The organism is Candidatus Ulvibacter alkanivorans (assembly GCF_003333325.1).
GTDB lineage: Bacteria > Bacteroidota > Bacteroidia > Flavobacteriales > Flavobacteriaceae > Ulvibacter_A > Ulvibacter_A alkanivorans.
Genome location: NZ_QOLC01000115.1, coordinates 14,476 through 39,516, shown reverse-complemented (window position 1 = coordinate 39,516; position 25,041 = coordinate 14,476). Strand labels below are relative to the sequence as shown.

The 25,041-nt window shown below is 41.0% G+C and carries 27 protein-coding genes; 15 read left to right on the top strand and 12 right to left on the bottom strand.

Annotated elements, in window-relative coordinates; genetic code table 11:
• Positions 1-63 precede the first annotated feature (63 nt).
• The 3 genes from lipA (at position 64) to DWA30_RS13005 (ending at position 4,248) form a co-directional block, all read left to right on the top strand.
• Positions 64-936, top strand: a complete 873-nt coding sequence (lipA, locus tag DWA30_RS13015; protein WP_114492964.1) for a lipoyl synthase — start codon at positions 64-66, stop codon at positions 934-936.
• A gap of 9 nt (positions 937-945) precedes the next feature.
• Positions 946-1,944, top strand: coding sequence for a type I glyceraldehyde-3-phosphate dehydrogenase (gene gap, locus DWA30_RS13010; RefSeq protein WP_114492963.1), 999 nt, complete (start codon positions 946-948; stop codon positions 1,942-1,944).
• Positions 1,945-2,049: 105 nt separating this feature from the next.
• Complete coding sequence (locus DWA30_RS13005; protein WP_114492975.1) at positions 2,050-4,248, top strand: response regulator; 2,199 nt, start codon at positions 2,050-2,052, stop codon at positions 4,246-4,248.
• On the opposite strand, the gene lpxK is transcribed toward DWA30_RS13005, so the two are convergent.
• The gene (lpxK, locus tag DWA30_RS13000; protein WP_114492962.1) at positions 4,245-5,255 is read right to left on the bottom strand and encodes a tetraacyldisaccharide 4'-kinase; all 1,011 of its coding nucleotides are present in this window, start codon (positions 5,253-5,255) and stop codon (positions 4,245-4,247) included. The genes DWA30_RS13005 and lpxK overlap by 4 nt on opposite strands.
• 44 nt (positions 5,256-5,299) lie before the next feature.
• Here lpxK and DWA30_RS12995 point away from each other — a divergent pair, with 44 nt between their 5' ends.
• The 3 genes from DWA30_RS12995 to msrA all read left to right on the top strand — a co-directional run bounded on the left by DWA30_RS12995 (position 5,300) and on the right by msrA (position 7,994).
• A complete protein-coding gene (locus DWA30_RS12995) occupies positions 5,300-6,415 on the top strand; it encodes a Nif3-like dinuclear metal center hexameric protein (protein WP_114492961.1) in 1,116 nt (371 codons plus the stop codon).
• Between the two features lie 3 nt (positions 6,416-6,418).
• The gene (locus DWA30_RS12990; protein ID WP_114492960.1) at positions 6,419-7,201 is read left to right on the top strand and encodes a zinc ribbon domain-containing protein; all 783 of its coding nucleotides are present in this window, start codon (positions 6,419-6,421) and stop codon (positions 7,199-7,201) included.
• 112 nt (positions 7,202-7,313) lie between these two features.
• Positions 7,314-7,994, top strand: a complete 681-nt coding sequence (gene msrA, locus DWA30_RS12985) for a peptide-methionine (S)-S-oxide reductase MsrA (protein WP_114492959.1) — start codon at positions 7,314-7,316, stop codon at positions 7,992-7,994.
• 44 nt (positions 7,995-8,038) lie between these two features.
• On the opposite strand, the gene DWA30_RS12980 is transcribed toward msrA, so the two are convergent.
• Positions 8,039-8,836 carry a class I SAM-dependent methyltransferase gene (locus tag DWA30_RS12980; RefSeq protein ID WP_114492958.1) on the bottom strand — a complete coding sequence of 266 codons (798 nt, stop codon included), beginning with the start codon at positions 8,834-8,836 and terminating at the stop codon, positions 8,039-8,041.
• A 178-nt stretch (positions 8,837-9,014) separates the two neighbouring features.
• Between DWA30_RS12980 and DWA30_RS12975 the strand changes: the two genes are divergently transcribed.
• Positions 9,015-9,173, top strand: coding sequence for a lmo0937 family membrane protein (locus DWA30_RS12975; protein WP_114492957.1), 159 nt, complete (start codon positions 9,015-9,017; stop codon positions 9,171-9,173).
• Between the two features lie 215 nt (positions 9,174-9,388).
• On the opposite strand, the gene DWA30_RS12970 is transcribed toward DWA30_RS12975, so the two are convergent.
• Positions 9,389-9,679: a GNAT family N-acetyltransferase gene (locus DWA30_RS12970; protein WP_114492956.1), complete on the bottom strand. Its 291-nt coding sequence runs from the start codon at positions 9,677-9,679 to the stop codon at positions 9,389-9,391.
• A 3-nt stretch (positions 9,680-9,682) separates the two neighbouring features.
• Positions 9,683-10,096 carry a (4Fe-4S)-binding protein gene (locus DWA30_RS12965; protein WP_114492955.1) on the bottom strand — a complete coding sequence of 138 codons (414 nt, stop codon included), beginning with the start codon at positions 10,094-10,096 and terminating at the stop codon, positions 9,683-9,685.
• A 66-nt stretch (positions 10,097-10,162) separates the two neighbouring features.
• Here DWA30_RS12965 and DWA30_RS12960 point away from each other — a divergent pair, with 66 nt between their 5' ends.
• The 8 genes from DWA30_RS12960 (at position 10,163) to DWA30_RS12925 (ending at position 18,136) form a co-directional block, all read left to right on the top strand.
• Positions 10,163-10,846, top strand: coding sequence for a hypothetical protein (locus DWA30_RS12960; protein ID WP_114492954.1), 684 nt, complete (start codon positions 10,163-10,165; stop codon positions 10,844-10,846).
• A gap of 2 nt (positions 10,847-10,848) precedes the next feature.
• The gene (kynU, locus tag DWA30_RS12955; RefSeq protein WP_114492953.1) at positions 10,849-12,111 is read left to right on the top strand and encodes a kynureninase; all 1,263 of its coding nucleotides are present in this window, start codon (positions 10,849-10,851) and stop codon (positions 12,109-12,111) included.
• On the top strand, positions 12,108-13,532 hold the full coding sequence (locus DWA30_RS12950; RefSeq protein WP_114492952.1) for an FAD-dependent oxidoreductase: 1,425 nt from the start codon (positions 12,108-12,110) through the stop codon (positions 13,530-13,532). The genes kynU and DWA30_RS12950 overlap by 4 nt, the downstream gene beginning before the upstream one ends.
• 4 nt (positions 13,533-13,536) lie before the next feature.
• Positions 13,537-13,953 carry a RidA family protein gene (locus DWA30_RS12945; RefSeq protein ID WP_114492951.1) on the top strand — a complete coding sequence of 139 codons (417 nt, stop codon included), beginning with the start codon at positions 13,537-13,539 and terminating at the stop codon, positions 13,951-13,953.
• Positions 13,954-13,971: 18 nt separating this feature from the next.
• On the top strand, positions 13,972-15,417 hold the full coding sequence (locus tag DWA30_RS12940) for an aldehyde dehydrogenase (protein WP_114492950.1): 1,446 nt from the start codon (positions 13,972-13,974) through the stop codon (positions 15,415-15,417).
• 36 nt (positions 15,418-15,453) lie between these two features.
• On the top strand, positions 15,454-16,239 hold the full coding sequence (locus DWA30_RS12935; protein WP_114492949.1) for an SDR family oxidoreductase: 786 nt from the start codon (positions 15,454-15,456) through the stop codon (positions 16,237-16,239).
• A gap of 173 nt (positions 16,240-16,412) precedes the next feature.
• Positions 16,413-17,495, top strand: a complete 1,083-nt coding sequence (locus tag DWA30_RS12930; protein WP_114492948.1) for an amidohydrolase family protein — start codon at positions 16,413-16,415, stop codon at positions 17,493-17,495.
• Positions 17,495-18,136 (top strand): O-methyltransferase, encoded by a 642-nt coding sequence (locus tag DWA30_RS12925; protein ID WP_114492947.1) that lies wholly within the window; start codon positions 17,495-17,497, stop codon positions 18,134-18,136. Before DWA30_RS12930 ends, DWA30_RS12925 begins: the two co-directional genes overlap by 1 nt.
• Position 18,137: 1 nt before the next feature.
• Here DWA30_RS12925 and DWA30_RS12920 read toward each other — a convergent pair whose 3' ends face one another.
• The 8 genes from DWA30_RS12920 to DWA30_RS12885 all read right to left on the bottom strand — a co-directional run bounded on the left by DWA30_RS12920 (position 18,138) and on the right by DWA30_RS12885 (position 25,039).
• The gene (locus DWA30_RS12920; protein WP_438829903.1) at positions 18,138-18,779 is read right to left on the bottom strand and encodes a response regulator; all 642 of its coding nucleotides are present in this window, start codon (positions 18,777-18,779) and stop codon (positions 18,138-18,140) included.
• Complete coding sequence (locus DWA30_RS12915) at positions 18,773-19,543, bottom strand: sensor histidine kinase (protein WP_114492945.1); 771 nt, start codon at positions 19,541-19,543, stop codon at positions 18,773-18,775. Before DWA30_RS12915 ends, DWA30_RS12920 begins: the two co-directional genes overlap by 7 nt.
• Positions 19,513-20,154 carry a hypothetical protein gene (locus tag DWA30_RS12910; protein ID WP_136073211.1) on the bottom strand — a complete coding sequence of 214 codons (642 nt, stop codon included), beginning with the start codon at positions 20,152-20,154 and terminating at the stop codon, positions 19,513-19,515. The genes DWA30_RS12915 and DWA30_RS12910 overlap by 31 nt, the downstream gene beginning before the upstream one ends.
• A gap of 8 nt (positions 20,155-20,162) precedes the next feature.
• Positions 20,163-20,636 carry a hypothetical protein gene (locus tag DWA30_RS12905; RefSeq protein WP_114492943.1) on the bottom strand — a complete coding sequence of 158 codons (474 nt, stop codon included), beginning with the start codon at positions 20,634-20,636 and terminating at the stop codon, positions 20,163-20,165.
• Positions 20,637-21,209: 573 nt separating this feature from the next.
• Positions 21,210-21,791 (bottom strand): phosphatase PAP2 family protein, encoded by a 582-nt coding sequence (locus tag DWA30_RS12900; protein WP_114492942.1) that lies wholly within the window; start codon positions 21,789-21,791, stop codon positions 21,210-21,212.
• Positions 21,792-22,079, bottom strand: a complete 288-nt coding sequence (locus DWA30_RS12895) for a Sec-independent protein translocase subunit TatA/TatB (RefSeq protein ID WP_114492941.1) — start codon at positions 22,077-22,079, stop codon at positions 21,792-21,794.
• 83 nt (positions 22,080-22,162) lie between these two features.
• Positions 22,163-24,466, bottom strand: a complete 2,304-nt coding sequence (locus DWA30_RS12890) for a M1 family metallopeptidase (RefSeq protein WP_114492940.1) — start codon at positions 24,464-24,466, stop codon at positions 22,163-22,165.
• A 69-nt stretch (positions 24,467-24,535) separates the two neighbouring features.
• On the bottom strand, positions 24,536-25,039 hold the full coding sequence (locus DWA30_RS12885) for a DUF6702 family protein (RefSeq protein WP_114492939.1): 504 nt from the start codon (positions 25,037-25,039) through the stop codon (positions 24,536-24,538).
• Positions 25,040-25,041 lie beyond the last annotated feature (2 nt).

Genomic DNA, 25,041 nt, shown 5'->3' with positions numbered 1-25,041 from the left:
ACCATGGGACTTATTCGTTAAATTGTTGTTCGTGGTATTAAAATTGTATCTTTGTGCTCGCTTATGAGTACTGAAACCTTAGACATAAAAAAACCGGCTCCAAAACCAAAATGGTTACGGGTTAAACTACCCACCGGTAAAAAGTATACCGAATTACGCGGACTCGTTGACAAGTACGATCTGCACACTATTTGCACCTCCGGAAGCTGTCCAAATATGGGCGAATGCTGGACCGAAGGAACTGCTACTTTTATGATATTAGGAAACGTGTGTACACGGTCCTGCGGGTTCTGCGGCGTAAAAACCGGACGGCCCGAAACGGTTGACTGGGATGAACCGGAAAAAGTGGCGAGGTCGATCAAAATCATGGAAATCAAACACGCCGTAATCACCTCGGTAGATCGTGATGACTTGAAAGATATGGGATCAATTATATGGGCTGAAACCGTGAAGGCAATTCGCCGAATGAATCCGGAGACCACCCTAGAAACCCTAATTCCGGATTTTCAAGGCGTGACCCGAAATATAGATCGCATTGTAGATGTGCAACCGGAAGTAGTGTCCCACAACATGGAAACAGTGAAGCGCTTGACCCGCGAAGTGCGAATTCAAGCAAAATATGAGCGAAGCTTAGAAGTATTGCGCTATCTTAAAAGTGAAGGTATTACGCGTACAAAAAGCGGGATCATGCTTGGTCTGGGTGAAAAAGAAGACGAGGTGATACAAACCATGAAAGATCTGCGCAAGGTTGATCTGGACATTGTAACGATTGGTCAATATTTGCAACCCTCCAAACGACACTTACCGGTAAAAGAATTTATTAGTCCGGAGCAATTCAAGAAATATGAGACCATCGGACTCGAAATGGGCTTCCGTCATGTAGAGAGTGGTCCTTTGGTACGATCTTCATATAAAGCTCAAAAACATCTAACATAGTTTACCATAATGGCGGAAACAGTACAAGTAGGAATCAACGGTTTCGGTCGTATAGGACGTCGACTCTTCCGATTATTGCAAGATCATCCAAAAATTAAGGTAGTTGCAATTAACGACACCGCCGATGCTAAAACATTAGGTCATTTACTAAAATACGACAGTATTCACGGAGTTTTTGATGGTAGCATTCAAGCTTCAGAAAATGAGATCGTAGTAAATAATACCGCTATTCGCTTTTCTTCGGAAAAAGATCTGAAAGACCTCAACTGGAAAGGTATAGATATAGTCGTAGAGTGTACGGGAAAATTTAAATCTAGATCCCAACTTGAACTTCATTTAAAAGCCGGTGCAAATAAGGTCATCTTGTCTGTACCACCGCTAGAAGATGATATTAAAACCATCGTTCTAGGCGTAAATGAAGATATAATTTCACCATCGGACCAAATTATTTCGAATGCGTCCTGCACCACCAATAATGCGGCACCTATGTTGCAAATAGTACGTGATCTATGCGGTGTTGAGCAAGCGTATATAACGACCGTACATTCGTATACCACCGACCAAAGTTTACATGATCAACCACATCGCGATCTTCGGCGTGCACGAGCAGCTGGCCAGTCGATCGTCCCTACTACCACCGGAGCTGCAAAAGCCCTAACAAAGATCTTTCCCGATCTGGCATCCGTAATTGGTGGATGTGGTATTCGAGTTCCTGTGCCAAACGGATCGTTGACAGACATGACCATTAACGTAAAGCAAGAAGTTTCGATAGCAGCAGTAAACAGTGCATTTAAACAAGCTTCAGAAAAAAAATTAAAAGGTATTCTTCAATACACCGAAGACCCTATCGTTTCTATCGATATAGTTGGAAATACGCATTCGTGTATTTTTGACGCCGGAATGACCTCGGTCATCGGTAAGATGGTGAAAATCATTGGTTGGTATGACAATGAGACGGCTTATGCTGCTCGAATTCAGGACTTAATCCTACAAATATCAAGGAAATAGCTAATTTTTTCGAGGAAATAACTATATTTATCGCCTAAGTACATAAGAAAGATGCGCCCTGTCTTACAAAAAAGCTACCTAGTAGCCCTTAATCTGCTGTTGTTTATGGCCGTTTCTGTCCTCTCGGCACAGGAGCGCAAGAACGACTCTATTGTACAAATTGAGACGTATCGACAGCAAGCCTATGAGGCCATGTCTAAACAAGATTTCGACACGGCCGTCCTAGAATTGAATAAAGCAAATAAATTAGCCGCAAGAATTCAAGACATCCCTGCTAAGATCGCTGTACGTCTACATACGGCTGAATTACATTATTATTTACAGAATTATACCAAAGCGTCAAGAGAATTAGACAATGCCTTGGTATTCCTAGAAAAGAACAATGATCAAGCTGCGTTGGCACAAGCCTACCTCTTAAAAGGTCTGGTATTGACCAAAATGGGAGATTACAATGCTTCAGAGCGATTTTTAAAAGATGCCGATAAGATCTATACCAAGCAGAACGATGAGTTGAATCAAGCCAATGTGATTTTAGGTTTTGGACTGCTCGAATTAAAAAAAGGCAACTACACCCCTGCTATTAATTATTTTGAAGCGGCCATTCCATTATTTAGAGACCACGATTCACCGTATCAAGAAGCAACGGCTTATCTAAACAAAGCCGAGGCGCTTCATTATCTTAACAATGCAGCCAATCAAAATGTGCTACAGCAGGCAAGAACAGCCTTAGCAAACGCATCACAGATCATCGATACGCACAATTTTAACAAATTAAGAATTGAAAGTTATCGAATTGCCTCTTATCTGGCAATGAAGAGCAACCAATACAGCGAGGCCCAACGCAACATCGATTTGTATGAAAGAAAAAGTGATTCGCTGTATCAAGTCTACTTAAATGCGGTTTCGAAAAGTGTAGAATCTGAAGCCAATGTCGGAGATCTTAACGAGATCATCGCCACGCAAAAGGATGATCTGGATAAGCAGCAAAAGTCGATAAACTTTGGTAAGATGACAACTGGTTTAAGTATCGCTCTTATCGTGATCTTATCGTTGTTAACTTTATCGTTATATAAGAACAATAATTTACGGGCCAAGGCAAACGACTTGTTACAGGATAAGAATAGTGAACTGCAACTAGCCAAAGAAAAGGCCGAAAAAGCATCGTTAGCGAAAGCACAGTTCTTGTCGACGATTACGCATGAACTACGAACACCGCTTTATGCTGTAACCGGACTTACACATCTGTTATTAGAAGAGGATCCAAAACCACATCAAAAGGACCATTTAAATTCATTAAAATTTTCGGGAGACTATCTTTTGTCGTTGATCAACAATATTCTAGACTTAAATAAGCTTGAAGCTAATAAGGTTGAGATCGAAAAAACCAGCTTTAATCTAAAGAAACGTATAAACGATGTACTTATAGCCTTAAAGAAATCGGCAGACGACCGCAAGAACAACCTCCATCTTGAGTTTGACGAAAGCATCCCAAACAAATTAATGGGTGACCCACTTAAATTATCTCAAGTCTTGATCAATTTAATTGGGAACTCAGTGAAGTTTACTCAGAATGGTGATGTCGTGGTGCGAATTAAGAATATTGGGCAGAAGCAAAATAAGGTCACCCTGCATTTCGAGATCGAAGATAATGGGGTTGGAATTTCTAAGAAAAAACAAAAGAGTATTTTCGAGACCTTCTCACAAGCATCATTGCAAATCAATCGGAAGTTTGGTGGTACCGGACTTGGATTATCCATCGTTAGGAATTTGTTAGAGTTGATGGACAGTAAGATCCATTTAGAGAGTCAGCTCGGGAAAGGTTCAAAGTTTTGGTTTAATATCAATTTTGGTATTGCTGAAGAAATACAAGAAGACAAGAATCCGAGAAACGTTATATACGATGTAGATTATGTTGCTTTAGAGAACAGAAGCGTCTTAGTTGTAGAGGACAATAAGATCAACCAAATGATCACCAAAAAGATCTTAGAGAAGAACAAGATGAAGTGTTTGGTAGCAGACAATGGGATGGACGCTATTAAAATGGTGAAAGAAAATGATTTCGATGTAATACTAATGGATATTCACATGCCGGGCATTAGCGGAATCGAAGCCACTCAAAAAATACGAGAGTTTAATAAGCAGATTCCAATTTTAGCTCTGACTGCGGTAACGATAGATGAGAATCTAGATGACTTCTATCGCGCCGGATTCAACGAAATTATTCCGAAGCCATTTAAAACAGAAGACTTCTTCGAAAAGATCTATCGTACCCTTGAAAGCAAGAACGCGCCTATTGGCAGTTAATGCATCGCTTCTCTTATACGACGCTGAATCAATTCCTTGAAAAACTGTTCCTGATCATTTAAAATATGCGTCTTAATAGGCAAGTAATACAAAGCAAACTTTTTCAGCTTTGGTTGTAATCGCATAAAATCCTTTTCGGTAGTAATGATCAACTCCTTTTGTTGTAGTCGTTTAATTTCAGTGTCAGTGAAATTGTGATGATCGGGAAACTTTTCATGCGAAAAATCAAATTCTTTCCGAAGTAAAAATTCAACCAATGGTTTTGGATTCGCAATTCCGGTTACCAGTGTAAATCGCTTGTCTGCCAAATAATGCAATGGAAGTGTTTCTGAAATACCGAATATTTGTGAATCATAACTAATTTTTGAAAAATATAGTTTTTGATGTGATTGCAATCCTAATGCATATTGGATCTCTTGCAATTTCGAATACGCGACTCCATCGGGACATTTGGTTACTACAATTATATCGGCTCGCTTCGCTCCTGCCCTTGGTTCACGCAAATTGCCGGTTGGCAACATTGAATCGTGAATGTATAGATCGTCGAAGGGGGTGAGTAGTATATTCGTGGAAGCAACCACTTTTCTATGCTGAAACGCATCGTCTAATAAAATAACTTCAGCTTGTTGTTTTAGCCGCTCGATGCCTTCTTGTCTATCGGCGCAAACCGCCACGGTTACCTGATTAAAGTTTTGTTTGATCTGTCGCGGTTCATCACCAACTTCTGCAGCCGTATGTGTTTCTAACACTTCTAAAAAACCACTTGTTTTTCGCTTATATCCACGGCTTAATACCGCCACTTTATAGTCGGTGGAGAGAAAACTCAGTAGGTATTCTATCATAGGAGATTTACCGGTGCCGCCCACCGAAAGGTTGCCTACGCAGATAACGGGTAGATCGTACTGCTTACTAGACAGCCACCCTTTATCATAGGCTTTGTTTCGCAAATAGGTTATTACACCATATAGAAGTGAAAAAGGAAAAAGAAGTTTCCGAAGCAATTTCATATAACGAAAGTAACTTTTTTATCTTTACCGTAAAATAGAAAACCATGAAGGTACAGGAAGTGATACAAATTTTGGAATCTATAGCCCCTAGGGACTATGCTGAAGATTTTGACAATACAGGACTATTGGTAGGAAATTCCGAAGCTACAGTTACGGGTATCCTTGTCACCTTAGATACGCTAGAAGCAGTGGTAGACGAGGCGATAGCCAATAATTGTAACTTCATTGTGAGTTTTCATCCCATAGTGTTTTCAGGATTAAAACAGATCACCGGTAGCAATTATGTGGAGCGAGTCGTGCAAAAAGCCATCAAAAATGATATTCATATATATGCCATACACACCGCACTTGATAACGACTGGAATGGTGTAAACGCAATGATATGTGAGCAATTAGGACTTACGAACCGACGAATTTTAATTCCGAAAAAAGCAACGGTAAAAAAACTAGTCACCTTTGTGCCAGAGAATGAAGCCGATGCTGTTCGCGAAGCACTTTTTAATGCCGGAGCGGGTGCAATAGGTAATTACGATCACTGCAGTTTTAATGTAACGGGGAAAGGTACTTTTAAAGGTAATGAAGATTCGAATCCGACGGTGGGAAAAAAAGGAGAAACACATTCTGAAGCGGAAGTACAAATTGGGATCACCTTCCAAAAGCATTTGCAATCTAGCGTGCTATCGGCGTTGTTCAAGGCACATCCTTACGAAGAAGTTGCGTACGAACTTACTACCTTAGAAAACACCAATCAACATTTAGGTATGGGCATGGTAGGTGATTTATCGAGAGCGGTTACAGAAGAGGAATTCTTAGCGCTTCTGAAAGATAAGATGAAGACCGGTTGTGTACGTCATTCTCAATTACTTCGGAAAGACATACGAACGGTAGCCGTGTTGGGAGGTAGCGGCAGTTTTGCGATTGAAGCCGCCAAGCGAGCCGGAGCGGATGCGTTCGTGACGGCCGATTTAAAATATCATGACTTTTTTAAAGCAGAGAATAAAATACTATTAGCCGATATTGGACATTATGAAAGTGAGCAATACACAAAAGACCTTTTAGTTAATGTCCTTACAAAAAAAATTAGTAATTTTGCAGCTGCCTTGCCGGAAGGCAGGATCGTTTTATCACAAACAAACACCAATCCTATTAGCTATTATTAGAATATGGCAAAAAAGACCGAAATTACTGTAGAAGAAAAATTAAGAGCGTTGTACGATCTTCAATTGATCGACTCTCGAATCGATGAAATTAGAAATGTACGTGGTGAGCTCCCTTTAGAAGTGGAAGACTTAGAAGATGAAGTGGCCGGTATGAATACGCGTCTTGATAAACTGAAAGATGAGCTTGAGGTGTTCGAGGAGGATATCAAAGGCAAAAAGAACCTCATCGAGGAAGCAAAATCACTTATTAAAAAATATACTGCACAGCAGGACAATGTTCGAAACAATCGAGAATACAACTCTTTAAGCAAAGAGATCGAGTTTCAAGAGCTTGAAATCCAGTTGGCCGATAAGCACATTAAAGAATTCAAGGCACAGATCGAGCAGAAAAAAGCAGTGATCGATGAAACCAAAGAGCGTTTAAAAGAACGTGAAGAGCATTTAAAGCACAAACAAAACGAATTGGATGAGATCTTAGCTGAAACTGAAAAAGAAGAAAAAGCCTTGATGAAGGAGTCAGACAGCTACGAGAAAAAGATCGAAGACCGATTGGTAAAGGCCTACCACAGAATTAGAACCAATGTTAAGAATGGTCTCGCTGTAGTGCCTGTAGAAAGAGGGGCCTCTGGAGGATCTTTCTTTACCATTCCACCACAGGTGCAAATGGAGATCGCTTCTCGCAAAAAGATCATTACCGATGAGCACAGTGGTCGTATATTGGTGGACCCTGAGTTGGCTTCCGAAGAAAAAGAAAAAATGGACAAACTATTCGATAAAGTAAAATAGTAACACTTTAGCATTTGTATAACAAAGCCTTCACGTATTGTGAGGGCTTTTTTTATTACCTTATTGAAAGGATTTAAAACGAAATCCGTCAGAGTAAAAAAAAGAAAAAGAGATGAAAAAATACACACTATTAGTAACTGCATGTATACTGTTTGCTACTACCGCTGCTTGTAAACCTTCTAACAAGGATAATTCGAAAGATAACGTAGCCCAAAAAGAAATCACTCCCGTCGAAGTTCCTGCCCAAAATGGCATGGAGCGCGCTTATTTTGCAAGTGGCTGTTTTTGGTGTGTTGAAGCCATTTACGAAAGTGTTAAAGGTGTAGAAGAAGCCATATCGGGCTATAGCGGCGGCCATACAAAGAATCCTACCTACGAATCGAGCAACACAGGTCGTACCGGGCATGCTGAAGCAGTAGAAGTGATCTACGATCCGAATGTGGTAAGCTTTAAAACGTTAGTAGATGTATATTTTGGTTCACAAAATATTACACGAGAGAACGGACAAGGTCCGGATCGAGGTTCACAATACCGTTCGATCATCTTTTATCAGAACGATGCCCAGAAAAAAATTATCAATGATAAAATCGCAGAATTAAACGCAGAACTTACCAACGATGAAGTGGCCGCAGAAGTGATGCCGTTTGAAAAGTTTTGGAAAGCCGAAGAGTACCATCAAGATTATGAAGAAAATAATCCTGGGAATCCATACATACAGAATGTATCCATACCTCGTTTAAAAAGATTTCAGGAAAAATTTCCTGACATACTTAAAGAAGATGCATCCCATTAAGATGCAAACCTTATAAAAGAAGCAGCCACTCATTGGCTGCTTCTTTATTTTTTGGAGGCTTTAAGTTCGAATAATAATGGATATAACCCTTCCGGCAGTCTATACATCCCGTTGGATTGTTTTTCTAAATTTGGAAAAACATCATAGGGCGATGCCTCGTGTTCGTTTAAATATTCGATGGTCAATCCGGCTTCACATAATGCTGTTACCACGTCACTTAAGCCATGATTCCATCCATACTCCTTACTAGTCATTTCTGAATCGGTTGCGGCATAGGTGCCTTGGTATTCTTCATAAATTGCATCTTCTTGCCTATAGCCATAGCGCATAGCAGGTGGTGCTACCGTATAATCGAACATCCAGGCGATCGGGTGGAATTCGACCATATAAAATACGCCGCCGGTTTTCAATCGTTCTGCGATCATCTTTGCCCAAGGCTTAAGATCGGGAAGCCAGCCAATTACACCATAACTAGTAAACACAATATCGAAGGTCTTAGAAACATTATTGCTTGTGTCCAATACATTACAACACACAAATTCTGCATCCAACTCTAATTCTGTATTAAGTTGTCTTGCGAGCTTGATCGCCTCTTCGCTGATATCGACTCCTGTACAGCTGGCACCCATGCGTGACCAACTTAATGTATCTTGTCCAAAGTGACATTGCAGGTGCAGCAATGACTTTCCGGCAACATCTCCTAAGGCTGCTAGCTCATATGATTTTAAACTATTGGCACCTTGCTTAAACGCTTGTAGGTCGTAAAAATCACTTGCCGCGTGAATAGCCACTTTCTTGTTCCAAGTTTCACGATTGGTTTCAAAGGCTTTGTGGTAATCCATGGAATAAATTTTACGCTAAAATACTATTTTGAAGGCGCCAACACTCCAAAAAGTTTCAAAATTACCGGTGATCATATTTCACTAATTACTAACAACATTCGTTAAACCAAGGTTAAACCTCTTTTTTGGTATAATTGATTCCTGTACTTTTAAGTAACTAATTTAAACACCAATCCTTATGAGAGATTTAATCTGGTTGATTGTCGTAATTTTAATTATTGGATGGCTAGTTGGATACTTCGGTTTCGGCGATGCTGTTGGTAGTTTAATTCACATTTTATTGGTACTTGCTATCATCGGTATACTTTATCGGTTAGCAACAGGCCGAAGACCTTAACTAACAACTAACTTTTAAACCAAACTATTATGAGAAAAACAATTTTAATGTTATTTGCAGTCGGATTATTAGGCACTAGCTTTATTGGCTGCCGCGAAACAAATACAGTAGAAGACGAAGTAGAAGATGTGGTAGATGATGCTGAAGATGCCGTAGATTAATCTATACTTCCTTCTTATGTTGAAGCCCTTTTAGATCGTTTTCTAAAAGGGCTTTTACACATTATAGCCTTTTGCAAGCAAGGATGCATATTCCGGATGCCGATTCACATATCCTGCGACGAACGGACACAAAGGAATAAGTGCCAGTTCCTGTTCACGAATACGATTGAGAACCTGTTTCACCATGCTAGATGCGATTCCCTGCCCTTCTAGTTCGTTAGGCACTTCGGTGTGGGTTAGATAGATCTTGTCTTTTGTCTTTATGTATTCTATAAGTGCTAACTTATTGTTTACCTCTGCTTCAAAACGCTTACGCGCTTCATTTTGTGTAACCACTACTTCCATATCTTATTTATGCGAACCATCACAAAATGGTTTGTTCCCGGATTTTCCGCAGCGACAAAATGCAGTGGCCTTGTGCTTTTGCTCTTCCCTACCATCATCGTGCTTCACCGCCAATGCGCCATAGACCATAAGTGGTCCGCCTTCCATCACTTCTACTTTAATCATATCCTTTTTGTCTTCCTTATCTACCTCTGTTTGTCCCATGGCATTCATATAGTGGCTTAGCGCACCACTGGGGCAAGCGTTTACCGTTTCTATGATCTCGTCTGTGGTTGCATTATTGATTTGTACCCAAGGTCGCACTTTGGGTCTAAATACCGCAGGAAGCCCTTTGGTACATTTACCCGAATGTATACACAATTTAGGGTTCCATGTTACCGTCACCTCACCATTTGTATATTCTTTGTTTGTAGCCATATTTAAAAATACGAAAATTATGGCAACATTAATAGTTTATGTATTTTTACTGAAAAACCATTCTCCATGTTTCGATTCGCACTCCTTTGCTGCTGTTGCCTATTTTTTATAAGTTGTAAGAACGATATCGCGACTTCGGAAGCTTCCGAAGAAACAACAAAAAACAACGATACTCTTACTACCGTAGAGGCGATCGCATATAAAAACGGTTATGAACACTGGGATTCTGTAGCACGCATTCAATTTACCTTTAATGTAGACAGAGGCGAAAATCACTTTGAACGTACTTGGACATGGCATCCAAAAAAAAATACGGTAATGCTGCAATCGGCTAACGATACCATTCAATACAACCGATCGCAACTGGACAGTACCTCAATTAAGGCCGACCAAGCCTTTATTAATGATAAGTACTGGCTACTTGCGCCGTTTAATCTTATGTGGGACGAAGGCACTTCCTTTACCGAAAAAAAGAACGTGGTCGCTCCTATTTCCAAAGACACTTTAAATCAATTAACCGTGACCTATTCGAACGAGGGCGGATATACGCCCGGAGATGCCTACGATTTCTTCTATTCGGATGATTTTATAGTACGCGAATGGATTTTTAGAAAAGGAAATGATTCGGTGCCTACCATGGCAACCACTTGGGAAGATTACGAAACGTTCAACTCGATTAAAATCGCAAAAATGCATACGGACAGTACCGGAACATTTAAACTCTACTTTTCAGATATTTCGGTTCAATAACAATGGAAAACACACTTACATACGCTAAAGAACAAGATCAAAATGATTCCCTTCGCTCCTTTAGAGAAAAATTTCATATTCCCACCCACACAAATGGTGACCCACTGATCTATCTCTGCGGAAATTCATTGGGCCTACAACCAAAGTCTACCGCGTCCTATCTACAACAAGAACTAGACGATTGGGCGGCCTTAGGCGTAGAAGGCCACACAGATGCAAAGCATCCTTGGATGCCGTATCACGAATTTCTAACCCAAGCGATGGCTGATGTCGTAGGTGCTAAACCACAAGAAGTGGTTATTATGAACACGCTCACCACCAACCTACATTTAATGATGGTGTCGTTTTACCGTCCAACAAAAGCTCGATACAAGATCGTGATCGAAAGTGATGCCTTTCCCTCCGATAAATACGCAGTGGAAAGTCAGTTGCGATTTCACGGAATCGATCCTAGCGACGGATTAATACTTTGGAAACCACGACAAGGAGAAGACCTGTGCCGTTTTGAAGATTTAGAGGCCATTATGAACGAACAAGGTGATGCGATCGCTTTGCTAATGATCGGTAGTACAAATTATTACACCGGGCAGTCGTTCCCGCTTCAGAAAATAACGGAACTTGGTCATAAACATGGATGCATCGTTGGATTTGATCTTGCGCATGGCGTCGGAAACATTGTACCAAACCTTCATGAGAGCGGTGCCGATTTCGCAGTTTGGTGTACGTATAAATATCTGAACAGCGGACCTGGAAGTTTAGGTGGCTGTTTTGTACACGAGCGACATGCAGACAATAAAGAATTACAACGCTTCGCCGGCTGGTGGGGACACAACAAACACACTAGGTTTAACATGCGACACGAATTTGATGCTCTGCCGGGTGCAGAAGGTTGGCAATTAAGTAATCCGCCAATTCTCTCCATGGCTGCAATTCGCGCGTCACTTGATCTATTTGCCGAGGCCGGAATAATGAATTTAAGAGAAAAATCCAAACGGCTTACCGGTTATCTCGAATTTCTACTTAACGACCTTCAGGATGAACGTATTTCAATTATTACCCCAACGAACCCGGAAGAACGTGGCTGTCAACTTTCTATTCAAGTGGCAGAGACCGACAAGCAAATGCATGCTAAATTAACAGGAGCCGGCGTGATTAGCGATTGGCGAGAACCTGATGTAATTCGTGTGGCGCCTGCTCCGCTCTACAATAGTTTTGAAGACGTATATCATTTTGTAACCCGCTTAAAAAACATTTTACGTACATGAGGTCCGAAAAGCAACATCTCTTAATAATTGGAGCCGGTCTCTGTGGTAGCTTACTCGCACTTCGGATGGCCCAGCGCGGCTATAGAATCACTTTGGTCGAAAAACGACCCGACCTTCGCAAGATCGATCAAGATGCAGGGCGATCGATCAATCTAGCATTATCTAATCGCGGTTTAAAAGCATTGCGACTCGCAGGAGTTGAAGAAGCCGTAAAAGAACTGTGTATTCCAATGCACGGCCGAATGATCCACGATAAAAAAGGCAATACTTTTTTGAGCAAGTACAGTGGACGAACTAATGAATATATAAATTCGGTGTCGAGACCCGGTCTTAACAGTTTGTTGTTAGATGCTGCTGAAGCCATGGACAATGTAACGATCTACTTTAACCACGGTTGTAAATCGGTAGCACTTTCCGAAGCAAAAGCTACCTTTAAAAATTACGAAAACAACACAGAAGTCGAAATGAGTGGCGATGTGTTGTTTGGAACCGATGGAGCGGGCTCTGCTGTCCGCAAGAGCATGTTCCTACATAAAAAATTTCTCTTCAGCTATTCTCAAGAATGGCTAACGCACGGATATAAAGAAATTTCGATACCTCCGGCCAAGAATGGAGGTTATCGAACTCATAAAAATGCATTGCATATTTGGCCGCGTGGGGAAGATATGCTAATCGCCTTACCAAATTTGGACGGTAGTTTTACTGTGACCTTGTTCCTGCCGTATTCTAATAGCGACTATTGTTTCGATACGTTAACTACGCCCGAGATGGTAAATCGATATTTTAAACAAGAATTTCCGGATGCGGTAGCATTGATGCCCAATCTGGTTGAAGAGTTCTTCGGAAACCCAACAGGTCCATTGGGAACCATAAAATGTTCACCATGGAGCAGCTATGGTAAAACCTTATTGCTGGGCGATGCGGCGCACGCGATCGTTCCGTTCTACGGTCAAGGTATGAATGCTTCTTTTGAAGACGTATTGGTTTTTGACGCCTTATTGGGAGCACATGAAGAAAACAGTTCCGGGTCGGCACTCGACTGGAAGTTGGTTTTTCAAAAATATGAAGCAATGCGAAAGAAAGACACCGATGCGATTGCCGATCTTGCGGTTGACAATTTCCACGAAATGAAAGAACACACGGCTAGCGAATTGTTTCAACAAAAAAGAAAATTAGAAACCGCCTTTGAAGCCGAATTCCCTAGTCAGTATTACTCTAAATACTCACTAGTAACGTTCAACGAAGATATAAGTTATGAGCAAGCATTGAAACAAGGTCGGGCTCAAGACAAGGCCATACTCAATTTATTAGACGACAGAAAATTTCCCGATAACATGTCGTTGGAAGAAAAGTTGAAATTAGTTAAGAGAGAAACCAAAGAGATCCTGCATGACGATGCAGTGGTAAAGAACTTAAAATAAGTGTATGAAAAGCAGATTAGTTGACGGAAAAGCCACACCAAGAGGTGCGTATCCACATGTAAAACGTGTGGGTGATTTTATTTTTGTTTCAGGTACGAGTTCACGACTACCCGACAACACCTTTGCCGGTGTGCATCAAGTAGATGAGATGGGCAGCATGCGATTGGATGTGAAAGAACAGACCAAAGCGGTACTCGAAAACATTCGCGATTACCTCGCTACTGAAAACGCAACCATGGAAGACGTGGTCGATGTAACTACCTTTCTTGTCAATATGAACGATTTTGCCGGTTATAATGAAGTGTATGGTCAATTCTTTAAGGCAGAAACAGGACCGGCACGAACTACGGTGGCGGTGCATCAATTACCTCACCCACACTTAGTGGTAGAGATTAAAGCGATGGCTTATAAACCATTGTAGTACACAACAAGCAAGGCTATGGAAAAGATCCTAAATTTTATCGATGGAACCTATTGCGAATCTCAAAGTGGGAAGTGGTTAGATAATTACAACCCGTCGAATGGTGCGGTCTATTCGCAGATCACACGTTCGAACGCTTCCGATGTAGATCGCGCTTATACAGCGGCCAAAGCAGCCTTTCCTACTTGGTCTAACACCACCTTAGAAGAACGAAGTAGAATCATGCTTAAGATTAGTAATCTGTTAGAAGACCGATTGCTTTCATTGGCCGAAGCCGAAGCCAAAGACAACGGAAAACCGCTAAGTTTGGCCTTAGCAGTAGATATTCCAAGAGCTGCGTCCAATTTTCGCTTTTTTGCGAATGCCATAACACAATTTTCTAGCGAATCGCATGAAAGTGTGGGACTGCAAACCATGAACTTTACACTACGACAGCCATTGGGTGTAGTGGGATGTATTTCCCCATGGAATCTCCCTTTGTATCTTTTTACTTGGAAGATCGCTCCGGCCTTGGCGAGTGGAAATACCGTAATTGCTAAACCTAGTGAAGTCACACCTATGACGGCATACTTGTTGGGTGAGATCTGCAACGAAGCCGGTTTACCCAAAGGCGTACTTAATATTGTGCAAGGTACAGGCCCTGAAGCAGGACAAGCGATAGTAGCACATCCTGAGGTAAAGGCAATCTCATTTACAGGAGGGACCGAAACAGGCGCTCATATTGCCAGAACGGCCGCACCTATGTTTAAAAAGTTGTCGCTAGAACTGGGTGGCAAGAATCCGAATTTAATTTTTGCAGATTGCGAGTATGATAAAATGCTTGCAGTCACAGTACGCTCTTCCTTTGCTAACCAAGGACAGATCTGTCTCTGCGGAAGCAGGATTTTTGTGGAGCGATCGATCTATGATAAATTTAAGTCTGATTTCGTCGTCAAAGTAAAGCAGTTAAAAGTAGGTGATCCTTTTGAAGCCAAAACCAATGTTGGAGCCTTGGTCTCTAAATCGCATATGAAAAAAGTTCAAGGATATATTGCCTTGGCACAAGAAGAAGGAGGTATCGTTTTGTGTGGCGGAGACGAAGTAAAAGTAAAGGGACTTGAAGAAGGCTATTATTTAGAGCCAACGGTAATTGAAATTGAAGATGATCAATGTCGTGTAAACCAAGAAGAGATCTTTGGTCCGGTCGTGACCATCATGCCTTTTGATACTGAAACCGAAGTGCTGCAAATGGCCAATAGTGTAAAGTACGGACTTTCAGCTACGCTATGGACCAGCAACATCGATCGAACCATGCGACTCAGCAAAGAATTAGAGGCCGGGATCGTTTGGGTGAATACTTGGCTCAATCGTGATCTGCGAACGCCTTTTGGAGGAATGAAAGCCAGTGGTGTTGGACGTGAGGGTGGTTTTGAGGCATTGCGGTTCTTTACGGAAGCGAAAAATGTGTGTATTCGCTATGAATAATGTATATTAAACGATACGCTTTAAAAAAAATCAACTATGAACATAGACCTAAAAAATAAGAATGCACTTGTCTGCGGAAGTACTGCAGGCATAGGAAAAGCTACTGCTATGCGGTTAGCCGCCATGGGAGCGACAGTGACCTTGGTAGCACGTGACGAGGATAAGTTGAAATCGGTTTTAGTAGAGCTACCATTTCAAGATGGGCAAAAACACAATTATTTGGTCGTTGATTTTAACGATCCCAAAACATTAAAAGAAAAAGTAAACAAGGCTGCAGCCAATAAGACCTTTCATATTTTATTGAACAATACCGGGGGACCGAAGCCTGGACCTGTTTTCGCTGCAGATACCGAGGAATTCACCAATGCGTTCTCTCAACATTTGGTGTGTAACCAACTCTTGGTACAGGCAGTTGTTCCCGGGATGAAGAAGGCCGATTACGGACGCATCATCAATATCATCTCTACTTCGGTAAAGCAACCAATTGACGGCTTGGGAGTGAGCAACACGATTCGCGGTGCTGTTGCCAATTGGAGCAAGACCTTGGCCAACGAATTGGGTCAGTTTGGAATTACGGTAAATAATGTATTGCCCGGGTTTACAGCCACCGATCGCTTAGAAGACATAGTAGCCAATGCTGCCAAAAAAATGAACAAGACCGAAGAAGAAGCCAGTGAATTTATGAAGAATCTCGTACCGGCTCGTCGATTTGCACAGCCGGGTGAAGTCGCCAATGCGGTTGGATTTTTAGCCAGCGAAGCTGCCAGCTATATAAATGGCATCAACTTACCGGTTGATGGTGGTCGAACAAAATCTTTGTAACTTTAACCAAGTTGTACGCGTGAGGGATTGAAGCGGCATCCTTTGTTACCGTTGTAAGCTATACAACGTTAAAAAAGATACAGCGGAAAGCCCGACCCGACAAAGGCGGGTCACGCCCAACGAATGGATAGGATAACGAATTTTCAGCAAATTAAACTAATCCCAACTATTGTATGAAACGCAAACTACGCATAAACGGTCATTCGCATTTATTGCCGTATCCCGAGGAGATCCCACAGTTTATGAAGGATAAGGGAATCTTTTGGGTGGATAAGGATCGCAAGTTCATGCTTCAAAAGAATTGGAGCAGGCCGGTAACCGATTCGAGTTTTTTTCTGAATGAGAAGTTGGCTTGGATGGAGCGATTTAAGATCGATCATGCAGTGGTACTTAATTTGTCGCAATTGTATGGAAATGGGTTGCGCGTTGAAGAAATGAAGCAGGCGTTGCGATTTCAGAACGATTTTAATGCCAAGATACAGCACGACCATCCGTCGAAATTTACGTGTGGATTTGTGGTGCATCCCGGTTTTGTGCGTGGCGCACTGTGGGAAATTGAGCGCTGTGTCGAAGAATTGGGACTACAACTACTGTGCCTGCCCACGCATTATATGGATACTATAGGGACTTGGCGTTGTATTTTTGATGAGGAGAACGAACCTATATTTGAACTTGCAAGTAAGTACAATTTGGCGGTGGAGATACATCCGTATGACGGCGAAAAATTTATTTTGTTAGAAAACACCTCTTGGCGTTTTCATCTTATTTGGATGTTAGCCCAATGTGCAGACGCCTATCACTTTTTAACGTTGAACGGCTATGCTGATAAGTATCCGAATATGCGCACCTGTTTTGCCCATGGCGGTCAGTTGGCACAAATAAATCTAGGACGTCGTATACAAGGGTTTGACGGGCGACCCGATCTATTTGAAGGGAAAGTTCACCCACGAAAATCGGTTGGGCATAAGAACATCTTTTTTGATACGCTGGTTCATGATACCGGATCTTTAAAATTGCTAGTGGAGAACCAAGGCTCGAAGCAAGTGTTGGTGGGCTTAGATGATCCTTATCCTTTAGGGGAGATGGAGAGTGCTCCTCAATCTTCGTATCCGGGTAAGATCCTCGACTTGGCGATGGAGCGTAATATTCTTTCTTCGGAAGAATGTGATGCGATGTGGCATGACAATGTGATACAATGGCTGTGTGGCGAAGATGAAGCCGCAAAAACCAAACTGGTAAATCGAATACTAGGCTAATGGACTTTCTACCTGAACACATTGAGAATTACGTAATCGAGCATTCGCAAGCCGAACCTGAATTGCTACAACAATTGAGCCGAGAGACCTGGCAAAAAGTACTAGCCCCAAGAATGTTAAGCGGACATTTGCAAGGTAGAGTGTTGAGCATGCTCTCCAAGTTAATCGCTCCAAAATATATTTTGGAGATAGGTACTTATACCGGTTATTCTGCCATTTGTTTGGCCGAGGGAATGCAGACTAGTGGCGAACTACATACCATTGATATTAACGAAGAATTACACGATCTACAGCGTCGTTATTTTGATGCTTCCGGTTATGGTTCGCAAATCGTGCAACATACCGGAAATGCGTTGGATATTATCCCTACGCTTAGTCCTACGTTTGACTTGGTCTTTATAGATGCCGACAAGCACAATTATCCGAATTATCTAGAGATCGTGCTTCCGAAGCTCACCAAAGGCTCTGTACTATTAAGTGACAATGTGTTATGGAGCGGCAAGGTTACCCAAGCCGTTGCCCCAGATGATGCCGATACGAAGGCCTTATTAAAGTATAACAAGGCTTTGAATGAACACCCGAAGTTGGAAACAGTGGTGCTTCCTATACGTGACGGACTTACCATATCGAGGGTTATTTAGATCAAGGGGTATAGATCTTGTTCTTGATCGCGTAAATTACGAGTCCGGTGCGATTGCGCAGATTCAATTTTTCAAAAAGGGCGTTGCGATATCCTTCTATGGTCTTATAACTTAGGCACATTTCATCGGCGATCTCTTTATAGGTTTTTTCGGTACACGCGTGTTTTATAAATTCGATCTCTCGTTCTTTTAGTGCGGAAACACCTGTTTTTTCAGTTTTTAATGAGTTTACCAATACCTTAGCCACTGTATTGGTGTGGTAATAGCCCTTTTCCATTACTTCGGAAAGTGCATTCTTTAATTCAGATTTTCTGGTATCTTTCATCAAGTACCCCTTGGCTCCAGCTCGCAACATTTTTAAGATTATATTTTCGTCTTCTTCTATGGAAAGTGCCAACACTTTAATCTGCGGGTATTCTTCACGTAATATTGTGGTTGTTTCGATACCGTTCATTATTGGCATGTTTACATCCATAAGGACGATATCGGGAATGTTCTTAGGGTTCTTGAGCTTATCGAGTAATTCTTTACCATTACTACAGAGATATAACACTTCGAAATCTTCGAAATCGGAGATCAATCCGCCAATGGCTTGTGAGAGTAAGTTATGGTCATCGACGACCACTACAGTATATTTCATAATGTGTTTATTTTATACACGAAATCTAATTGGGTGCCTTCATTTAGCCGAGAAGTTATAGTAACTTTTGCTCCAATTAGTTCGGCTCGATTCTTCATATTTGTTAGCCCAATACCACTTTTGGGGTGGAGCGTACCGGTGTCGAATCCTACGCCATCGTCCTTGGCTGTAATTCGAAGGACGCTTTGGGTACAATCAACGGTAACACTAAGGTTACTTGCTTTTGAGTGTTTCATGGTATTGGTAAAAAACTCTTGAAACATTCTAAAAATGATCAATTCGATCTTGTTATCCAGTGAAAAATCATCACCTGTATGTTGGATCGAAGCTTGTAAATAATTTAATCGATTAAAGCGTTCTACTTCTTGGGTGAGTGCTTGAGAAAGCGAAACACTACTTAAAGCAGAAGGGTTAATCATCTTGGACAAGCTTCGCAATTCGTTTAAGCTGGTTCCAATGGTTTCTATTGCTTGGTCTACGCTTTCGGGGTTGTCTCGGTCGCTTTGTAGCTGAATTTTAGCTAAGGTTAGTAGTTGCCCGATATTATCGTGTAGCTCCCAGCTAACGTTTCGCAAGGTATCTTCTTTGATCTCGATCTGAGTTTCAATGATCTCTTCCTTAAATCTGTTTTCGGCTTCTTGCTGTTCTCTAATCAATCTGTTTTTTCTCTTCTGAAAGATGATAAAAATAAAGATCACCGTTAGGGCCAAGCAAAAAGCGATGAGTGAAAAGATTATTAAAAATAATTGTGCTTCTTTTTCGTCCATAGGAACCCTGTAATATAGCAACCATAAAGGATTGCATTTAAAATAAGTAATATAATGAGGTAGCTAACGCCTTCAATATCGAGAAATTCGGATAAGAACATTAACGGAAGCATCCCCATGTAGAACAACAATAGTGCAATGGATATCCAAAATCCAAGATGGTATTTTATGTTCAATACTACATCGCTATACAGCAATTGGTAAAAGTGGAAGACCGTCAAGACCAAAACAAATAGTGCTCCCATTGCAAATGTATAGCTATGATATTCGGCCCAATCTTCAAAAATTACGCTTAGTAAAGCCACGATCATAAATAGTATACTGAACACTATTACGGTTCTTTTAAAGATCAGATTCTTTAAGATCGCATAATACCAACTAAAATAAAACAGAAAGCTAGTGATCATATAGGCATTGTACAGCCAATAATTCTCAACTTCAAAATACCTTTTTAAAATCGCTCCAATGACCTCCACCAAAAATGTATACCACAAAAAATATAAAAAGTATTTCTCAGGTGCATCTTTATATTTGTCATACAGAACGGTAGCTGTAACGGCTGCCATTAGTTCTAGTACGACCGGAATAAAAAATAGGTATTCTAACTTCATTAATCATATTAATAGTCGGTTGGGGGTCTACCGCCTTGTGAAAAATTCAATGGGTCAATATCCTCTATATTTTCATCGTTAGGTTGTGTAGGCCAAAATCCTTGCCTCACATTAGATGGTTGTTGCTGTGCCGTTGGGACTAAAAATACGGTTGCATATCCGGCATCGGGGTAATTACTGTTTTCGGGGTAGGCTGCAAAGTAGATTCGTAATCCGAGGTTCTCTAATCCGCGTTCGTCTGCAGTATGTTCTACATATTCAATATACTTTTTTAATGAATCAAGCGAGAATACGAATTCACGCGTATCTTCAAATCCAAGTGAATCGTTAATTATTGCCGCTCGCGTTTGCTTAAACTCCTCTTCCAATGTGTTGGCCTCTTCGGCCGAGATCGTTTGTTGTGGTGCCTGAGGTGGTTCTTCGCAAGAAATAGAGAAACAAGTTATAAATACTAGTAGCACAAAAGTGAGTGGGCGCTTCATAATAAAGGTTTTAGGTTTCTATAAATTTAACACTAAAATCCTAATAATCAGCATATCCAAGAAAGGTCAGGTTTTTCACAAGCATCTCAACCTACTGTATTATAGCAACTTAAATAATTTTGCACTGTAAAAAAGGTGGAAATCACCCCCATAAACAGGGGGTTTTACCCTATGTTCACGGTAGTAAAAAAGTAAGCAAATTGGAAATTTACCTAATAAAAAACAGGTTATATAGTAATGATTTTCAGTGTTTTTCCTCTTGATTCGACTCTACTTTTCGACCATCTTTGTAGTATAATTATTAACCAATAGTATGAATGGATCAACTAAACATAACTTTCCATCCTTTGCAGCCTGTGAAGGACCTATAAGAAAAAGCACAGCCCTCTTCAAGACGTAAGCAGCTTTGGGGAGGGCCTTGTTTCTTATATCATATTTAACTAACCAATAAATAAGAGTTGAGCATCTAACAAGCTCAGCTCTTTCCTTTTTAGGGGTATGGTTATAAAAAATTTAGATGGAAACTAGATACAACTTAAACAATTGACCAGCATCTTTCCGAAGCAAACAGTACTACACAACAATATCGTCAGATTCGGGTGACACTTGGATCAAGGCCTTTCGGCATAGATAATAAAAGAAAAATGCAAATAAGGTCCCTACCAGTGCTCCAACTAAGATATCACTAGGATAGTGTACACCTACATAAATTCGACTCAACACAAAGATAAACGGCCATATAAAGGCGAAATAGATCCATTTGGTATAGTGCCTCAAGGCCAGTACCATGAAGGTTGTTACTGAAAAACTGGAAGAAGCATGACCTGAGAAAAAGCTATAGTTGGTCGGTTTTTGTAGGATGCGTATCAATTCTGCAAACGATTCTACATTATTTGGACGAAGTCTCGCAAAAAAGTCTTTAGTGATACCTGTGAATAGCATGGTAATGCCAAAAGTGAGCAATAGAAAAAAGACTACAGCACCTCCTTTTCGCCATTTATAAAAAATGAATATTAGCACGATAAAAAGTACAAAAAGCGGAGTCCAACTTTCGATTTGTGTGACGAAGATCCAAAAATTATCGAATCGTTCGATACCGAGTCCGTTAAGGTATAGAAATAACTCGCGATCCCATTCTTTAAGCGTTTCCAGCATTTAGAACTTTCTTTTTACAGATCCTGTAACCTCTTCGATGTCTTCTTTTACTTTATCGATCTCTTCACGTACATCTTTGGTGATATCGACATCGATACCTTGTTTTTCGGCACTTTTTGTGATCTCAGATTTGATATCGTTGGTAGCGTTTTTAATTTGTCGCATTCCTTTACCTAGACCACGAGCGATCTCCGGCACTTTGTCGGCTCCAAACACCAATAGCACTATGAACAGGATAAAACCTATCTCTGCTCCACTAATAAAAAGAAAATGTGCTTGTGCGATCATGCTGCAAATATAAACAAGTTTCGGCCTATAAATAAAAAAGCCTCGTTAAAGTAACGAGGCTTTTAATTAGTGAGTTAAAAAGATTATTCTCCTTTTACGTCTTCTTTAAAGCTATTGAACTCTCCCATTTTATTGCGCTGTGGCCAAGTGTTATTGGAAGTGTCGATATCTGCTGTTTCCTCATCGGGATCTACAACAATTTTAGTAATCTCCTTATCGGATGCGATTACTTTTCCAACCGAACTATCATTCTTTCTCCAGATCTGTGCAGGATAGGTTATGCGCTCTGTAGAACCATCGCTGTAGGTATACTCTGCAATGATAGGCATAGGAATACCTCCCGGCTTCTCGAAAGTTACTTCATAAAAATATTTAGGCTGTTCTAAATTAGCACGCTCTTGTGGCGTCATGTTGTCCATTAGATATTCTTGCAAGGTCGTTACATCGTTTAGTGTAGCCGTTCTCATACTCTCTTCAAAATCTTCACTTCCTTCTTCAACCAAATATACCAGTGGTGGGAGGTCGCTTTCTTTCATTCCACGGGCTTCGATCAATTCTCTCACCTGCTTGTTCATTTTTGAAGTAACATAGAATTTCTTCACTTCTTTTACACCAATATCGGTGTAGTCGGTGCTATAGAACCAAGATCTCCAGAACCAGTCTAGATCGACTGCAGAGGCATCCTCCATGGTACGGAAGAAATCTTCGGGAGTTGGGTGCTTGAACATCCAACGCTGTGAATACGTTCTAAATGCATAGTCGAATAATTCGCGTCCCATGATCGTTTCACGAAGTATATTTAATCCGGTCGCCGGCTTTGCATAGGCATTTGCTCCAAAGTTATAGGTGTTTAATCCTTTGGTCATAATAGGCGCCATGTAATCTTGGTCACCTGCCATATAATCTACGATGTTCTTGGCCGGACCTCTTCTCGACGGGTATTTCGTATTTGGTGCGATCGCATCTGGATACCATTCTCCAAAGTCTTGCTCTGCCACATATTGAACAAAGGTATTTAGCCCTTCGTCCATCCACGTCCATTGACGCTCATCACTATTAACGATCATAGGGAAATAGTTATGACCAACCTCATGAATAATAACACTTATCATCCCGTATTTGGTACGTTCGCTGTAGTTACCGTCCTTGTCGGGTCTTCCGTAGTTCCAGCAGATCATAGGGTATTCCATCCCTTGGTTCTTTGCGTGAACCGAGATCGCCTTGTGATACGGATAATCGAAAGCCATTCTTGAGTAGGTCTTCAAGGTACTAGCCACTGCTTTGGTTGAGTAATCTTCCCATAAAGGGTTCCCCTCGGGAGGATATACTGAAACCGCCATGACATCTTTATCTCCAATCTTGACCGCCATCATATCCCAGATATATCGTCGTGAAGTAGCGAAACCATAATCACGTACATTCTCGGCACGGAACTTCCATGTTTTCTTTGCTGTTGCAAATCCTTTAGAAGCTGCTTCCGCTTCCTCTTCAGTTACAATTATTACCGGTTTATCGTACGTCTTCTTCGCCTTTTCATAGCGATTCATCATTTCTTTACTAAAAACTTCTTTTCTGTTCAGTAGCTTACCGGTTGCATCTAATGTATGGTCTGCTGGTACCGTAATGTTTACGTCAAAGTTTCCGAAGGGAAGCGCAAATTCATCACGCCCCCAGAACTGACTATTTTGCCATCCTTCGACATCATTGTATACTGCCATTCTAGGGTAAAATTGAGCGATCACATATCCGCGATTGCCGTCATCGAAAGTTTCATATCCACTTCTGGCACGGTCTACGGTATGCTCCGGGATATTATACCACCATTTGATAGAAAAGCTGAATTTTTCTCCCGGTTCTAAATTTTCTGGTATTTCGACACGCATCATGGTTTGATTGATGATGTAAGGAAGATCACCGCCTTTGGTATCTTTTACATGTTCTATCTTAAAACCACCATCAAAGCCGGCGCCCATATAATTCGTTACGAAACTTCCAACTGCGTCTGCAGGAGCAGCACCGCTTGGTTCAATAAGAGGTGAAGGAGAATCTTGAGCTCTCACATTTTGATCCAGTTGTACCCAAAGATATTCTAGCTCGTCCGGCGAATTGTTGGTGTAGGTAATGGTTTCATCACCGTAAATTCGCGCATTCTTATCGTCAAGCTCAATGTTCATCACATAGTCTGCTTGTTGTTGATAATATTCCGGTCCTGGAGCTCCACTCGCCGTACGAAACATGTTTGGCGTTGAAAACTCTTCGTATAATTGCTTAAATCGGTTGTTATTGGTATGTCCGGGTTTGCGCTCGGTTGTTTCTTCTTCTTGCGCATAGGTCATACCTGCCGCCAGAAAAAGGGCGACCAGAGAGAGATACTTTACTACTTTCATTTGTAATTAGTTATGGTTTCTAAATTTTAAGGTTCTAAAAATAACTTTTCTAGTGCGGTTATGATTTATTTAATTGAAGTTTAACAATCCTTTAGGATTATCTGCATCCAACAAGAGGCTTCTTCTGTTTGAATCGGTTTTAACATGAACAATGTTTTGCTGCTCAGGAAAGAGGTCCATAAGCACTTTGTTCTCAATTTCTATCGAGTTTATGTCTTTGACCCCTTTTACCTCAATAAAGGACTTGACCACATCGGTTTCGTATTTTCTACCAATATAATCGTACGTAACAGGCTTGCCGTTTACTTTTATTTTTAATTTCTGAAGAATGTATTTTTTTAAAAGTGCGGCGTCTTGCTCACGTTCTTTAGTGGTTGCGAGCGAGACGTTAGGATCGTAACGTTTTTGAAGCACATCTTCAATATCGTCAATAAAGATCTTGGTGATAATCTGTAGGGATTCTGTTTCTTCAACATGCTCGATCTTGGTGATGCTTACATAAAATTTATGTGCTGTCGATGCTGTTAGCAAAGGGAACAGGAACAAGATAAGGGCAACTTTTACAAACTTCATAT